The organism is Niastella sp. OAS944 (genome assembly GCA_024809215.1).
Classification (GTDB): domain Bacteria; phylum Bacteroidota; class Bacteroidia; order Chitinophagales; family Chitinophagaceae; genus Niastella.
In genome coordinates this window covers 50,957-66,634 of sequence record JANUBW010000005.1, presented here as the reverse complement: position 1 = coordinate 66,634, position 15,678 = coordinate 50,957, and the positions used below count along the sequence as shown (strand labels likewise).

16 protein-coding genes are annotated in these 15,678 nt (G+C 41.2%); 6 read left to right on the top strand and 10 right to left on the bottom strand.

All coding sequences use genetic code 11. The features are described from left to right. Positions 1-4: 4 nt before the first annotated feature. Positions 5-259, top strand: a complete 255-nt coding sequence (locus GGD38_RS21070; protein ID WP_375303876.1) for a hypothetical protein — start codon at positions 5-7, stop codon at positions 257-259. Between the two features lie 59 nt (positions 260-318). Here GGD38_RS21070 and GGD38_RS21065 read toward each other — a convergent pair whose 3' ends face one another. From GGD38_RS21065 to GGD38_RS21055, 3 genes are read right to left on the bottom strand one after another with little or no spacing between them, the layout of a single operon-like run. After that, a complete protein-coding gene (locus tag GGD38_RS21065) occupies positions 319-1,230 on the bottom strand; it encodes a BT_3987 domain-containing protein (RefSeq protein ID WP_375301173.1) in 912 nt (303 codons plus the stop codon). A gap of 21 nt (positions 1,231-1,251) precedes the next feature. Continuing rightward, a complete protein-coding gene (locus GGD38_RS21060; RefSeq protein ID WP_375301172.1) occupies positions 1,252-2,814 on the bottom strand; it encodes a SusD/RagB family nutrient-binding outer membrane lipoprotein in 1,563 nt (520 codons plus the stop codon). A 38-nt stretch (positions 2,815-2,852) separates the two neighbouring features. Then, on the bottom strand, positions 2,853-5,987 hold the full coding sequence (locus GGD38_RS21055; protein ID WP_375301171.1) for a SusC/RagA family TonB-linked outer membrane protein: 3,135 nt from the start codon (positions 5,985-5,987) through the stop codon (positions 2,853-2,855). Positions 5,988-6,294: 307 nt separating this feature from the next. Here GGD38_RS21055 and GGD38_RS21050 point away from each other — a divergent pair, with 307 nt between their 5' ends. Then, on the top strand, positions 6,295-6,621 hold the full coding sequence (locus GGD38_RS21050; RefSeq protein ID WP_375301170.1) for a hypothetical protein: 327 nt from the start codon (positions 6,295-6,297) through the stop codon (positions 6,619-6,621). Between the two features lie 74 nt (positions 6,622-6,695). Here the strand turns inward: GGD38_RS21050 and GGD38_RS21045 are convergent, their stop codons facing one another. Together GGD38_RS21045 and GGD38_RS21040 are read right to left on the bottom strand one after the other, a co-directional pair. Then, a complete protein-coding gene (locus GGD38_RS21045) occupies positions 6,696-8,060 on the bottom strand; it encodes an RtcB family protein (protein ID WP_375301169.1) in 1,365 nt (454 codons plus the stop codon). A gap of 148 nt (positions 8,061-8,208) precedes the next feature. Further along, complete coding sequence (locus GGD38_RS21040; RefSeq protein WP_375301168.1) at positions 8,209-9,234, bottom strand: ScyD/ScyE family protein; 1,026 nt, start codon at positions 9,232-9,234, stop codon at positions 8,209-8,211. A gap of 336 nt (positions 9,235-9,570) precedes the next feature. Between GGD38_RS21040 and GGD38_RS21035 the strand changes: the two genes are divergently transcribed. After that, a complete protein-coding gene (locus tag GGD38_RS21035; RefSeq protein ID WP_375301167.1) occupies positions 9,571-10,392 on the top strand; it encodes a hypothetical protein in 822 nt (273 codons plus the stop codon). Positions 10,393-10,441: 49 nt separating this feature from the next. On the opposite strand, the gene GGD38_RS21030 is transcribed toward GGD38_RS21035, so the two are convergent. Next, the gene (locus tag GGD38_RS21030) at positions 10,442-11,920 is read right to left on the bottom strand and encodes a PLP-dependent aminotransferase family protein (protein WP_375303875.1); all 1,479 of its coding nucleotides are present in this window, start codon (positions 11,918-11,920) and stop codon (positions 10,442-10,444) included. An 81-nt stretch (positions 11,921-12,001) separates the two neighbouring features. Here GGD38_RS21030 and GGD38_RS21025 point away from each other — a divergent pair, with 81 nt between their 5' ends. Then, complete coding sequence (locus tag GGD38_RS21025; RefSeq protein ID WP_375301164.1) at positions 12,002-12,439, top strand: carboxymuconolactone decarboxylase family protein; 438 nt, start codon at positions 12,002-12,004, stop codon at positions 12,437-12,439. 38 nt (positions 12,440-12,477) lie between these two features. Next, the gene (locus tag GGD38_RS21020; protein WP_375301163.1) at positions 12,478-13,269 is read left to right on the top strand and encodes an MBL fold metallo-hydrolase; all 792 of its coding nucleotides are present in this window, start codon (positions 12,478-12,480) and stop codon (positions 13,267-13,269) included. Here GGD38_RS21020 and GGD38_RS21015 read toward each other — a convergent pair. Both GGD38_RS21015 and GGD38_RS21010 read right to left on the bottom strand, forming a co-directional pair. After that, positions 13,266-13,490, bottom strand: a complete 225-nt coding sequence (locus GGD38_RS21015) for a hypothetical protein (RefSeq protein WP_375301162.1) — start codon at positions 13,488-13,490, stop codon at positions 13,266-13,268. The two genes, GGD38_RS21020 and GGD38_RS21015, sit on opposite strands and share 4 nt — an antisense overlap. A gap of 124 nt (positions 13,491-13,614) precedes the next feature. Then, the gene (locus GGD38_RS21010) at positions 13,615-13,755 is read right to left on the bottom strand and encodes a hypothetical protein (RefSeq protein ID WP_375301161.1); all 141 of its coding nucleotides are present in this window, start codon (positions 13,753-13,755) and stop codon (positions 13,615-13,617) included. A 6-nt stretch (positions 13,756-13,761) separates the two neighbouring features. Between GGD38_RS21010 and GGD38_RS21005 the strand changes: the two genes are divergently transcribed. Then, positions 13,762-14,076: a hypothetical protein gene (locus GGD38_RS21005; RefSeq protein ID WP_375301160.1), complete on the top strand. Its 315-nt coding sequence runs from the start codon at positions 13,762-13,764 to the stop codon at positions 14,074-14,076. 26 nt (positions 14,077-14,102) lie between these two features. On the opposite strand, the gene GGD38_RS21000 is transcribed toward GGD38_RS21005, so the two are convergent. Both GGD38_RS21000 and GGD38_RS20995 read right to left on the bottom strand, forming a co-directional pair. After that, entirely contained in the window at positions 14,103-14,630 is a 528-nt protein-coding gene (locus GGD38_RS21000; RefSeq protein WP_375301159.1) for a GNAT family N-acetyltransferase, read from the bottom strand. Between the two features lie 45 nt (positions 14,631-14,675). Then, entirely contained in the window at positions 14,676-15,677 is a 1,002-nt protein-coding gene (locus tag GGD38_RS20995) for a hypothetical protein (RefSeq protein WP_375301158.1), read from the bottom strand. Position 15,678: the final 1 nt, after the last annotated feature.

The window sequence follows — 15,678 nt, the reverse complement described above, 5'->3', positions numbered from 1 at the left end:
CGCCATGGGAATAAGAAAATTAACAAGGTTCAAAGTGAAAGTAATGTTAGATGGAAAAGAAATTGAGGTGGACGTTCACCCTATAAACACCATCCAAAAACAACTTTATCAAATTTATATCCCCATAGATTCAAAGCCATATCGAATTCACATGCAGATAAATGAAGAGGGGGCTTTCAGAATTGCATTAAAAGATCAGGTACCGCAAAATATCGCGCAATTAGAGTCTGTTTTGGAAGAGGCTATAATTAACTCTTAACCGTCTAATTGACATAAGTAATAAATGCCACACCCCGAAGGTGTGGCATTTTAATAAATTTACCTGGCTTGTAAAAAGGTACAGGTATCATAAATTACCCTGGGCGTTGTTGCATTGTAGGAATAACTTATGTAAAATGTTTTTGTGGCCGGATCGTACCGGTTCTTATAAGCAGGATCTGTAACCGAAGGCGCCTTTCCGCCATCCGGCATATTGGTAACGGTAACCGAGTTATCGGCATTCACCGTAAATACGGGATATACACCAAAAAATGATAAAGCCCCGTTGTTGAAAAAAGGCTGCGCTTCCATTGCTATTGAGCTGGCGCCAACAGTGGTAAATGTTACTTTCGGCGCTTTAAAAGGACCCACATAAGCCGCCGTGGGGTGGCTCACATACCCTTTCATTACATAAATGCCATCATATTTATTTCGTCCGCCAAATGAATAAAAAGCCGTACCAAAGTTAGAGCTGATTGTTCCGTAAGAAGCAGAAACGATCTTCAATGGAAGAGCATAACTTTTATTAAAGTCGAAATCATTACTTATAGTGATGGGTATTTGTAAAGATGTTTGACGGGAACCCTTTGCTATAACCAATGAAGACGGAAGCTTAAATACAGAGGCAGGCGGCACTTCATATTCTGCTTTAAAAGTAGTATCATATGCTTTCAGGGCAATGCTATCGATGCCCAGCGAAACGGTAATATCCTGTGGCGCCGTTTGGTTACCAGAGTAACTTACATTTACCTGCAATGGAACAACCTGGTTGGCGGTAATAGTGCCAAGATCAATAAAGAAACGGGGAAAAACAGAAGTTGCATTCGCCACATTATCGCCGGTATTGGCAAACTCTACCACGTTCTTCGTACCTGTATCGGGATCAATATTCATAGCATCCTTTTTTAAACAGGACGACAAACCCGACAACAGCATTGAAAACAATAATATATTTATAGGTGCTGATTTCATAATAATAAATTTTTAAACAAACTATTGTGCCCAAAAAATAAGTGATGAAAACGGTGTAATGTTTTTAGGAAGATTGGAGGAGTTGTAAGCTCCTTCAGAAACAGGATATAAGATCCGGGTTGGCAACCTGTCGGGCCTGGTTGATTCTGATTCTGTAGAAGCAAATGTTTGCGTACCGTTGGCGCCCGCGGTATTTACCAGTACAGGATAATGCGTACGGCGATATTCATTCCATGCTTCATCACTGTTCACCATATTCAACGCTATATATTTCTGGGTAATGATCGCTTCTAATTTCTGTTCTTTTGTACCTGCTTTTGAAAAATCGGCCAGGTAACTGCTATTATTATTTAAAATATAATCTGCAGCATCAGCCTCAGGTGTTCCCGTTATAGTACCATCAGGTTTTGCATACAAATATTTAAACGAAGCGGTAATACCATTCTTAAACAGTGCTTCTGCATTGCCGGTTGACAGAATACCATTTACCACTCCTTCGGCCTGAAGAAAATAACTTTCCGCAGCTGTTATCAATGGCATACCCGCATCAGGCCCTTTCAAGGCTCCGGTTGCATCACCTGCAGAAGAACCGCCACGGTCGGTACCGGGGTACCAAAAACTACCCTCCGGGCTTGAGGATATGCTGTTGTTTTCATAACCCAGGGTATTGGATGGGGTAGAAGGGAACTGATAATATACAGCAGCGCCTCTTCCGGCATCGGTTAATTTTATACCATTATAGAACGTCATTATAAATGTCGAAGGCATCCAGGCTTTACCTCTGGCAGAACCGGAGTAAGTCCAGGTCCATGTATCCCATTCCGGGTTTTGCTTGCCGTTGTCCCGTACAAAACCGGGGTTTATCAATGCGTCGGTAGTTAAAAAACCATCGCTGCTAAAATTTGTATTTGCAAAATTTACCTTCCCATTAGCATGTATGACTAAACGAAGTTTTAAGGTATTCGCCAGTTTTTTCCAAAGTTTCACATCTCCTTTGAATAACACATCCGAGGTGCCTAACGGTTTTACAGCAACTGTGGTGGCGCCCGCATTAATGGTATTTATTGCGGTATCTAGCTGGCTGGCGAGGTCCTTGTATATTTCTTTGGCATCGGTATAAGCAGGAGAGAGTTTATTGGCTCCCTGCAGCGCTTCAATATACGGAACATCGTTATAAGCATCTACCAGTAACTGAAAACTGAACACCTTCATAATTCTCGCCGCTGCATTGAAATAGCTATAAGTGGCCACATCACTTGTTTTGTTTAGTATGGCCTGGTAATCTTCCAGATTATCATATACGCCGGCCCAAAGATTGTTAAAGTTAGAGGACGTGAAATTATAAGTAAACGATACACCAAAACCGCCATATCCACCGGCATTGGCCATATAACCAGTCAGCTGCGCACCATAAGTATTAAAAGCATTTAAATTACCTGCAGAAGCAGTAATTGCCTGCGGCAATATCAATTCGGGTGTAGCCGAAGTTGCATTATTCGGATTGGCATTAACATCGAAATATTTTTTACAGGAGGTAACGAGTACCATTGATCCTATATATAGTATTGCAATTATATTCTTCATGATCAATAATATTTAAAGACTTCCTCAATAAGTATTCATTAAAATTTAAACGTTAGGGTACCGCCGTAAAAACGCGATGGTGGCGTTTGGTTAATGCTGTTCAACCCAATACCATTGTTATCGCTGCCGGCAGCACTGTATTCAGGGTCGGTATAATAATTATCCTTAGTGAGCCACATTAATAAGTTACGGGCCTGGGCACTGATGGTGATGCCTTTAATAACTTTGGTTTTCATCAGCACGCTGGCAGGCACATCATAGGAAATAGAGATCTCTCTTAATTTGAGGAAGTTACCCGAAGAGAGATAATTGGAGGTTACATCGCGGTTAATGCCATCGGTCCAGAAACCATTATTACCATTACCGTTTTTAACTGTAATATCATTATTGGGAATAAACTTACCGGCATTATTAGGATCGGCAATAACAGAATTGGGAAATACAAAACGCTGGCGGTTGTACACAGCCGTACGATAGCCGGTTCCCGACCAGTCGAGCTCTGTACCAATGCCATTAAATATTTTGTAGCCGCCTCGATATTCAAACAGAAAGTAAAAGCGGAAATTCTTAAACTTAACCGTTCCATCAAAACCTACCCGGTTTTTAGCAACGGCACTACCTAGTATAGATATTGTATCAGATTTAGTAGGCAGTCCGGTAATACCGTCCACAATAACATGCCCCTGCGGATCGCGGTTATAATCATAACCCATAATTACCGGAAATGCCTGTCCCGCCACCGCATAAGCGTTGGCTGTTCCGCTCGACGACAAAGAAAGCTTGGGAAGATCGGCACTGATAAAGTTTACATTATTATCGAGGTAGGTATAGTTACCACCAATATTAACCTCCCAGTTCTTTGAGCGGTAGGCAGTAATATGTGCAGTAACTTCTAACCCACGGCTTTGAGTTTGACCGGTGTTGGTTAACAAATTGGTAAAGCCGGTACTGTTAGAGATGCTGGTTGTTACCGTTTGATCATCGGTTTTGGTATCGTACCAGGTAACGGAAGAGGTAAACCGATCGTTAAACATGTTCAAATCGAAACCGGCTTCATACCCTTTGGTAATTTCAGGTTTCAGGTTGTTCGAAACAAGTGTATTGCCAACGGTAAATCCGGCCTGCGATCCAAATGGAAAGCCGCTTGCCTGGTAGTACGTTGGCTCCAGCTGGTAAGCGCCATAAGTACCACCCAGGTTTACCTGACCTACTTTCGACCAGCCGGCCCTTAGTTTGAGGTAAGAAATGGGCGTGGTTTCGGCAAGGATATTAAGAGCGTCTGTTGCAATAAATGAAACATCTGCAGAAGGATAAAAGAAGGATCGGTTATTGGGCGACAGCGTAGATACCCAGTCGTTACGGCCTGTAGCATGTAAGAATAAATAATCTTTAAAGCCAATGCGGATATCGCCATAAGCGCCTGTTTGGCGTGCCAGAAAATTCGATTCGCTGGCCCCGGGTGTTCCTACACCATTACTTACGTTATACAAACCAGGTATAACCAGTCCGCTTGCAGATACTAAAACATTCTTGGCCTGGTCCTGACGCCATTGGCCGCCGGCAATCAACTTAAGATCAAACTCGCCTGCTTTTTTATTGTATTGTACAAAGGCATCGCTCAGCAATTGTGTATTATACCCGCTGAAATCAGATACAGATGCCGGAATATCAGATTTGGAACTGGCATCGGTATGTTTCGCAAAATCGGTATAAGTAAAAGCGCCAACGGTGTTTTTATAGGAAGTATTCTTGGTTACCACACCCTGCCGGGCAATAAGATCGAGCCCGTTAAAAGGTGCAAACTTTATTTCTATATTGGCGGTAAGATAATCGTTCCTTGTTTTTTGCCGGTAATTATCTATGGTAAAATAAGGGTTCTGGTACCAGGGATTATAAAAGCCATTCGGATTGGCGAATTTGTTGGTTCGCCAGTCTTTATATTTTTGAATGTCAACATTTGTTGGCATATTTAACAGATTCACATATACGTTACCGGTTTGAGAAGTTACGTCGTACCGGTTTTGAATATAAGCCGCGCTGTAAGTAGCATTGATAGTGTTTGCAATTTTGCGGGTGCCATTAACCCGCACAGATGCCCGGTTGTATTTGTCGCCGGGTGTGGTGCCAGTGGTGGTGGCGTATTGTCCGGAAAGAAACATAGTTGAGCGTTCATCACCGTTCTGCAGTGAAAAATCAGACTGATTGGTAACGCCCACGTTCCAGAACTTTAAGTGACCTGAGTTATAAGCGTAAACAGCAGAATCCTGGGATCCATCTTCCAATGCCGGTCCCAGCGCACGTTTTACGCCATCATATTCGGGGCCATACGACTGGTTTTCGAGGTAAGAGAACAGCGGAGCGCCGTTTACATCGCTACCATAGGCGCTGCCGCCGGCGCCAAATTTCTTTTGCAGTTTGGGGAAATAAGCCAGCGACTGTAATGAGATCGTGTTCGAAACAGTTACTTCGGTAACACCTTTTTTCCCTTTTTTAGTAGAGATCACAACAGCTCCGTTGGAAGCCTGTGAGCCATATAACGCTGCGGCACCTGCGCCGTTTAGCACTACCAGTTCATCCACATCTTCGGGGTTAAGATTGCCCAGTACCTCGTTAGGAACAATAACGTTATCAAGCACCACCAGGGCCTGGTTGTTACCCGTAAGAGATCTTTGTCCGCGCAAAATAAGCCTGAAGCTGGGGTTTACGCCACCGGCTGTTCCGCTGATCTGCAGACCGGCCACTTTGCCCTGCATACCACCGGCAATATTGGTTGATTTGCCGGCTAAAAGCAGATCAGACTTTATAACGGTGTTAGCCGTACCTATCTCTTTTCTTTTGGATTTAATACCGCCGGCGGTAACAATAACTTCGTCCATCAGGAGCTCAGCGCTTTCCAGTTTAATGATCATAGGAGCGCCGCTTTGCGACCTTATGTTAAAAGATTTGTACGTAACAGCAGTAACCGTAAGCATGGCGCCGCGGTTAACCTGCATGGTGAAATTTCCATTTAGATCGGCTACCGTAGCCAATCTGGTGCCTTTAATAATAATGGATGCGTTGGGAATGGGGGCGCCGGCTTTATCAAGAATTGTTCCGGAGACCGTTTCAGTTTGCGCAGATGCGCATAGCGCAATGCATACCAGCACTGCGAGCAGTGGTATAAATTTTCTCATGTAACTGATAATTTTGGTTTTAAATCAAAACGAGCTCAACTCTTTTGCAAATCATGGTTATAAAGCAGGCAATCATTGGGAGGGGAACGGAGACTATACCCGGGTATGATAAACTATATTAATGCAAGTTATCAAGATAGCTTTGTTTAGCACACATATGGCCCTTATCCAATTTTATCCAGTTTTTGATCGATTTTAACCCTGATGTCTATGCTATAAGAAACAGAACAATACACATAGCAGATATATGTATATGCATAGGAAATCCAGCGATGTTGTACATTTAATTAAATAACATGTTGAAGCTATGTATCCATATATGCAGGAATTTGAAAACCCCGACCTGAACTTAAAAGGTAGAATAGATGGCCCGGCCCCGGTACAGGCATGGGGTACCATAAATGGTTTTTCGTTTTACTTTAGAGCGAGATGGCATGAATGGTCATTTGCCATCTCAGAAAACCCTGCAATAGACCCGGTAGATATACAAATGATAGAACAGGGAAAGGAGCATGGCTATTTTGCTGAAGGAATCATTGGCAAGGAGTGGGAATACCTGGCAAGCTATATGGAAACCAGCATGGCCATAGATATAATAACTAAATGTTCAACAGAATATTTGAAAGCTAAATAAAAAGAGCCTTGAGAACGGTTCTCAAGGCTCCTCGATCATTAATTATTTAATTATTCAACCCAAAATAGCAGCTTTTACCTTTTAAACTTTTTACGCCAGGGCGCATCAATTTCCCAGTCTCCGGCCATAATACAACCATAAGGCATAATTTCATCTACCACATCACCAAGCCCAAATTCCTGCATTTGACGTTTTACAGCATGCGCATCTTTATAGGCACTTGGCAATTCAGATACATCTATGTTGTTGGAAAAAAATCTAATATCAAGTCCCTGCGTTTCTTCTGCAAAAACCTCTTCAATCGTTTTGTTCGCTTTTGTCCTTTTATGCGCTTTTCTACTTAAGTTTCTACCCGCTCCGTGTGGTGCAAAACCCAGGTTGCTTTCCGTCGTTTGTCCCTTTACGATCAAAACTGGCATACTCATATTCAAAGGGATCAGGCGCAAGCCATTTTTGCTATCAGGAACAAATTTATCATCCAATGGCGTAGCGCCTTTGGCGTGATAAAACAAGTCTTCGTCCTTAAATACAAAATTGTGTTCATTCCAAAACCTGTCCACCATATCTGTTTTTAACTTTTCAAGAGTGGCATTATGAATAGTGGTATGATTAAGTTTTGTCCAGTCTCTTACTATTTGCAATGCCTCCCAGTAAGAACTACCTTCGTTTGTATCATATGGTATCCAGGCATTTTTAGGAAGCGTTTGTGGCGAAATGTCTTTTCTAAACATTTCAGCTACTTTCATTCCCTGTGTATAAAGGTTTGCACCAAAACCACGGCTTCCATGATGGGTTACCATCATTGTTTCGCCGGTTTGTTTTGAGATCCCTACAAATAAAAAGTGATTACCGTCGCCTTGTGTTCCTAAATGAGATTTTGCTAAATTTAAACTCGCCTGATTGTCAAAGAATTTATTTGCTACAATTCGTTCTTCCAGGTCTTTTGGCAGATCAGAGAACTCAGGCCGGCCACCGCCACCAAAATGCGTAACGGAATGCGCTTTATCTAAAACTTCTTTAGGCGATATGTTGCCAAAATTAGTCATCATTACAGAACAACAAATGTCTGCACTATGCATAGCCGGGTGAATAGCGTTCTTTGCGGCTACTACACCACCTACAGGAATTTGCCCAACTTCACCAGTAGGACAAGCATCGGGCATTACAACACCTTTTACCAATGTTGGCGTTCTCATTAGTACATTCATGGTATCAAAAACCTGTTGAACATTTGCCATTTCAGCTTCAGTTTCTGCTGTAATATTTTTATGAAAAGGCAACGGCTTATCGAACGGTTCAATAGTTACAGGTGCAATGGTCTTAATATATGAGGCAAGTGCTTCACCTTGCAGGTTATGTTTATTCGCATATTCTATCGCTTCTTTAAACCATTTTGAAGGTCTGTAACCTAATTCAATTATTTCTTTTCCAGTTATCATATTGTTAGAATTATTCAACGGATATCTTTAATACTGTAAAAATAAAACCTAACTACGCAGTGAATCTGCGTAGTATAAAAATAAATATACGAAAGCCCTGAAACGCTTATCTGTAAAGAACTTCAGGGCTTTTATCATTTATTGACAGTTAAAGATCATATGGCAGAGACCACACGTTGTCTATCTCCCATACCTCGCCGGCGAGACTAACTACGTACGCGTTGTCGCCAATGAACTCCATTGAGGTGGGCTGGTTAAGACCGTCTGCTACCACTTTAAAGGTATTATTTGATCTCAGATTCAGGAGCGCGCCGGTGTTCGGCAACGCAGGTGCACCTTCAAAGGGACCATCCCATTTGCCCTGAGCAAGAACATAGAGCGCATTTCCGTGGCTAAATTCCACGTCTACAAATAACCCAACATCCAACCCGGCGGCAGAGGCAACCTCCGTGGCTGTTGGCGGTTTTTTCGAGATGGACATGAGTTTGGCATTCTCAGGCAGGTGAGGAATGGGACCGGCTTCGGTAACATAGATCGTGTTGCCTCTCACCGCCAGTCCGGTTGGTACAACATCTGCGAAAGCGATCACCTCAGTAACCTCACCCGTGAGGGTGACATAAAGTACGCGGTTATGATGTCCGTCTGTAACAATGAAACCGTCGCGATAGGGTTCAAGCGCGTATTGAAAGCCCGTGGGCACGAAGAAGGCAGGCACCGGGGGATGGGCAATAGACCATGCGCCGATATCCGCCACAACGGTAAAGCTATTGGGCCCGTTTACCCGGTAGATACCTACAGTGTCGTGACCATCGAGGTCTGGCGCAACACCGGTAACCAGCGCATATGCAGTTTGGCCGCGGAAGGCCACATCAACCACTCCACTACCAATGTAGTACAGGTCGGGAATGCGCTTCGGAAATCCGGTAGCGAAGGACCGCACGGCGCCGGTCTTGGGGTTAACACGCCAGATGGTGCCATCGAGCGGTGCAGTAACGTACAAAGCCCCGTCGGGGCCAACGGTACTGCCCTGGAGCTCCTTCAGGCCTGTAACCAGCGGTTTTGGTGGTTTAGGAATACCATGAGGAAGGTCACCTTTTTTGCAACCCTGAACAACCATGGCAAGGCAAAAGCCCAGTAGAATAACAATTCGGCTGTTAATGATAAACCTCTTCATTGTTTTTCATTTTAGTTGGGGAAATACGAGGGGACGCAGACTGATGTTATTTTTAACAAGGGCAGTGAATCGTAGTAATCAATGAAGTGCGTTATGACAGGAATTTTATTAGGATAAACTATTCTTCAATAAAAAATCCCCAATCAAAATTAGCCAGATTAATTATAAAAATCATTAGGTGCTTGACGAGAATCATGATAATAAATAAAAACATAGGTTCCGTAAGTAAAATACCCAGTCACCGTTGTAATAAAATATATCGCTTACCGACTGATAGGTTACCCCCTAATGGACCCTGAATAAAGCAATTTTATTTTTTCCATTAAAACAAAACCTATGCGCAAAATGCAATTCATTGCTGCATTACCTGTATTAATTATTGCAATCATTCCTTTTGGCAGCCACGCACAATCAACTGTTGACCAGGTAGGCAATACCGCCGACAGAGTGGGAAACACTATTGATAAAGTGGGTGGACTATTTAAAAAGAAAAACAAGAACAAACCCGCCGACACAGATGCTACCAAACCAACCGCCTCAGGCAACAGCGTTACTATTAATACGGTCTATGATTTTGTACCCGGCAACACGTTGTTGTTTATAGATCATTTTGACTCCACCAAAAAGGGAAATTTCCCTGTTAAATGGCTCACCAATGCCAGCGGTGAAGTGGTTACCCTGCAACAATTTCCCGGCAACTGGTTTTCTATTACAAGCAATGGCTTATATATTCCCAAAATAAAAACCGGTCTTCCCAAAGATTTTACTGTTGAGTTTGACGTCATCATTGACGGTGGAAGTAGCAGTACACTGTATGTTGATTTTGAAGATGCGCTCGATGGGAATTTTGACAGATACCCTTCTAACCCTTACCTGCAATTTAGAATATACTCGGGCGGCAGCGCTTATGTAGAATGTAAAGGCAAAGACCTGAGTTCCCATGTTAATAGCGATGCCTATACTACAGGCGGAAAAATAAATCACATGGCGTTTAAAAAAGAAGGCGAACGTTTACGGGTATACATCAATCAGGAAAAAACATACGACATTAATCATGCCTTTGAAGGTAATAGAACATACAGCACCTTTAAATTCGGCGCCGATTTCAATAGCCCAACGCATATGCTGATCTCAAATGTTAAAATAGCAGGTTTGTAAACTCATTACAAAAACGCAAACACCCCTGATACATCGGGGGTGTTTGCCCCTATAGCTTCATATTCATCACTTCTCTAATAATTTTTAGCGCTTGTAGCTGCTCTTTAAAATTCAACGAGGCAAAACCAAGTCGTATAGCATTAAATTGCTGCTTACCTACGTCAAAGGTGGTTCCATCTTTCATGATCAAACCCTTGTCAAACGCCTTGCGGGAAATTATCTTTAGATCGTGTTTTAAAAAGGTTGTATATACCGACATGCCACCATCGGGAACTTTAAATGAAATATGACCGGTTAATTCTTTTTGAAGACAATCACAGAAATGATCTCTTCTTTCTTTATACAACTTCACCGACTTCTTTATGTGCCTTGCAATTGTTCCATCTTTGTATAATTCAGCAATGGCATTTTCCATTAAGCTGTCTCCCTGCATGTCTATATGCTTACGGAAATAAGTGGCCGTTTGTATAAATTCCTTTGGCGCCACTATAAAACCGAGCCTTACAGCTGGTGCGAAGGTTTTAGTAAGTGTACCAATATAAATTACGTTACCCTTGCTATCATAACTGGCCATAGGCATTATTGGTTTGCTTGAATAATGAAAATCGTAATCATAATCATCTTCAATGATCGCAAACCTGTATTTAGTCGCAAGTTTAAGCAAATGCATTCTTCTTTCAGGCGACAGCGTAACTGTAGTTGGATTGTGATGATGCGGGATCACATATACAAGTCGTATCTTTTTCTTCTCACAAAGTTTTTCAACTGCGTTGATATCCATGCCATCCTCATCAACAGGAACATAGATCAGTTTTGCTCCCAGTTGCTGAAAAGTAAGATTGGCCATACGGTAACCAGGCACGCCAACTATTACCTCATCACCAGGATTAATAATTACAGAAGTTGCAATGAAGATCCCCATTTGTGACCCCTTCGTAATTAAAATATTATCAGCAGTAATTGATAAACCCCTGGTGTCGCACAAAAAATTGGCAAGTGTTTGTCTTAGTAACAAAGTGCCTTGCGCACCACCGTATTGTAAATATTTTTTATTTGCAGAAAGGCGTGAAAGGCTCCGCATGCATCTTGTGAACTCTTCTATTGGAGCAAGGCGAACATCAGGAAAGCCATCATTAAAAGCAAGTTTATCTGTTGGTGGAAAATCGGAAAAAGCAACCGGAATAATTCTTTTCTGATCATAATTAAAGCCTGGTTGTTCAGGAAGACTGAAATCCGCAACATTGCCAGCCAGTTGCTTAGGTGACAATACAGGAAGATTTGCTTTTACAAATGTCCCCTTTTTAGGTAGCATTTCAATCCAGCCTTGCGCTTCCAGTTCCTGGTAAGCCGCCACTACAGTCATGCGGTTAATACCCAACATAACTGCCAGTTCTCTTGAACCAGGAAGTTTCAACCCCTTTCTTAATCTTCCATGCCTTATATGATGAATAATTAAATTGGTGATCTGCAAATACACAGATACTTCAGACTTGTCATCTATGGTGATCAGCTCTTTCAGTAAAGACATCTGGATTAGCTTATTTGTTGATTCTGGATTATTTGGATAATCCAGTAAAGATATAGCTTTGATATGTCAAAAACACTATTTATGAAAGAAAGAATGAACATTGACGCCGCGGAAGCCGGTGTTTATAAAGCAATGAATGCAGCAGAAAAGCAGATCTCAACTTTTACAATCGAAAAGAAACTGGCTGAACTCGTAAAATTAAGAACATCACAGCTCAATGGCTGTGGGTATTGCGTGAACCTTCACTCACAGGATGCAAGAAAGGCCGGGGAAACCGAGCAAAGGGTGTTTGCGATCAGTGCCTGGTGGGAGACTCCTTTCTTCACGGAAGCAGAGCGGGCTGCATTAAAATTAGCAGAAGAAATAACAAAGATCCATGAAGCCGGATTAAGGGAAGATACTTTTCAAAATGCAAAAAAGTATTTCAGTGAAACTGAAATTGCCCAACTCATTTTTATAACTACCGTAACCAATAGCTGGAACCGCATTGCCATATCGATGCACATGGTTGCCGAATAAATTGTAACCACCTTTTACTAAAACGTAACATCCATTAAATGAAAGAACAAATCATTTGCAGCACCTGCGGCACCTATTACCCTGCAGACCAAGCACCAAAACTATGTGTTATCTGTAGTGATGAGCGTCAGTACATTCCGGAGACGGGACAAAGCTGGACAAAAACCCAAGACCTTCACCGGAAACACAGTATTAAACTGAATAAGCTTCATGAGCGGCTTTATGAAATAGAGATCAATCCCATATTTGCTATTGGTCAAAGAGCTTTATTGGTTTTGTCAGATGAAGGGAACGTATTGTGGGATTGCATTCCGATGCTCGATGAACTCACGATTGAATTCATTAGATCGAAAGGAGGGCTGAAAGCGATTGCATTTTCGCATCCGCATTATTACAGCAATATGAATGAGTGGGCAAGTGTTTTCGATTGTCCTGTATTTATTCATAACAACGATGCAGAACATATTATGGTAAAAGGACCACACATTCATCTTTGGCAAGGTGATGAATTGCCCTTGTGGGATGGAATGAAAATATTGCTGATAGGCGGACATTTTGAAGGCAGCAGTATTTTGCATGTGCCTTTTTTGTCGAAAGAAGGGACCATAATTTGCGGCGACACGTTGTTTCTTTCCCCAAGCAAAAAACACTTTTCCGTTTTCCGTAGCTTTCCAAATCGTATTCCCTTATCACAGCCTGAAATGTTGAGAGTTAAACAGCGGTTTGAGTCAATTCCTTTTGATTCATTTTACGGTTATATAAAAACACAAAATTTGCAGGAAAATGTAAAGGCTGTTTTTGCAGGATCGATGAAGAAGAACCTTTCTTAAGATTCATACCAGGCTAAAATATAATCAGCTACTTTTTCCCAACCTGGTTCCCCGCAAATGAAGTGACTTTTGTCTTCAAATATCTTTACATCAATCCGACTATTTTTATCTTTATACCTGCCCTTATAACACTTTTGTTCATAGTAACGCTTCCATTCCGTCCAGCTGTCGTTGTTTACAAAATTTCCGTGAATAAGAATGATGGTTTTTGATTTTGACATATCAGGTAGTTTTTAAGGTTAATAAGTAAGTTACACCTTTATAGACCAACGACAAAAAAGCCCTGAAACGCTTTTCTATTTTGCGTTTCAGGGCTTTTGCTTAAGCTGGTGAATTAGAAATAACTTACCACCCATAAAGAGTAGTAAACCCACTCCACCATTTCCGTTTTACTTTAAAGTAACGTTTTTTCATCCATTGCTTTCCGTTCCTGGAAACCAGTTTCCAATTAGCGGGATTTTTCACCAGGCTTTTACCTTCCTCCATATACATATGGTTATATGGATTATCACAACAAGATCTCCAAAACGTGGGATGCCATGGGCAACGGGGGCATTTCGTGTGGAATTGAAGGCAACAAAAGGAGCTAATATTGGACTCTGGTTGATTTTCTCAAACTTTTCAAGTGAAACTGCTCCTATAAATATGTTCGAGATAGGCATGGGTAGTGACCCGGAACTGGTTATTGACTTCGTAAAGACATTGGCAAAGACACATGGCAGGTTTTTGTATTATTTTGACGGAGGTAAAATATCATTGATCACAAAGGACAAGGATAAACAAATTATAATGAACGAGATTTTCTAAAAGTAGGTTGATAGCTCTTACAGGTCTCAATTGGTCAGGGTGTAAATTGCAAAGTCAGGGTTTTCCATGTCAGCTTCTATTGATTTTTTAAATCCAAACTTCAACAAAAGTTTGGTTGAATGCTGATTGTCGTTATGAGTAAATGCCTCAATTTTTTGAAGCTGCAAGGTATGAAAGGCATAGTCAATAACTTTTTCAGCCGCCTCTTTCATTATTCCCTGTCCCTGATAATTTGTCAAAAGTTCGTAACCGATCTCGCACTTATCTTCTTCGTTTGAAAAGCTAAAAAGGCAAATTGTTCCAACAAAGGCGTTACTATCTGTCAGGGTTATTACCCAATAGATCCCATCATTTTTTTCAATGATATCATTTATCTTGTTGATAAAGTTGATTGCGTCTTCGATTGTCTGGCTTGGTTGTCTCTCAAGATACTTGTTTATCTCTTTGTCAGAACGCAAAGCAAAAATACTTTCCCCGTCATCTGTTGATAACTGTCTAAGGGTTAGTCTTGCGGTTGTCAAATTTGGAAATGGAGTGAAGGATCTGTTTACCATTCTGTTTGATTTTTACCAGGTAATATTTATAGAAAGGTAGCCGTTTTAATTAATACCAGCCCGATATTTTTGAATAACCTGATTGTCGGTTGTTTTTAATTCATTATACCATCGAACAATTTTAAAAGTATCGAAGGATCTTTGAACTGTCATTGTTGATTTCTCCAATTTCAGCGATTCCATCTTAGCTCTGATGGTGTCATTTATAACCAGCTTGTTCTCATTTGCCAGGTAAATCATTGCTTCCATGGCATTCACCGCATATAAATAATTAGGTGAATAAAGCAAATCACAGATCAATGCTATTTGTCCGTTCTTAATCAACGCAACAAAATCCTTAGGGGCCTGCACATAACTGTAACAGCACGCTTTATCGCTGTTGTATTGATTGTATAAAATGTTATTGATCCAATCGTCTTTTTTTGCTTTATCCGATGGAATATTAAACCGGTAGTCTTTATAGATCTCAGCAACTTTTACCAGGTTGTTTTGTAAGAAACTTGTCGCAATTATTTCAGAATAATCTATTACTTTGATCAGGAACTGCAGTTTTGGAACTACAAAAGTTTTAAACAACTTAAAATCAGGAATTCTGTTTCCATACAAACCACACCTGGCTTCGGTATGACTGCTTAATATGCATTTTTTTCTTATTACACTGTTGCCAATACAGTCGAGTGTTACTTTTGCATGCAGATAGCTTCCATTGATATTAATATCAATTACCTTAATTAACCCAATTTCGGTTTCTGTTTTACTAACTTTTGCATACCTGATTTTTTTTAATTTATCGCTCACCTGATCTACTTCAAAAGTGCTGTCGAAAAAACTATTTAAAACCCCTATGACCGGCAGTTCTTTTTTCAGCGATTTCATTTTGTAACTGGCAGGATAAACCATTGAATCAGCTGCACAAATGAAATCCGCAGTAACAGAATCGAGGTACCTGGCATTGGTAATATTGTAAAAAGATTGCTGCGCATGGCCTTTTTCAATGCCTGGTACCAATAAAGCCACAATGGCAAATATGATATTAAATAATTTCATT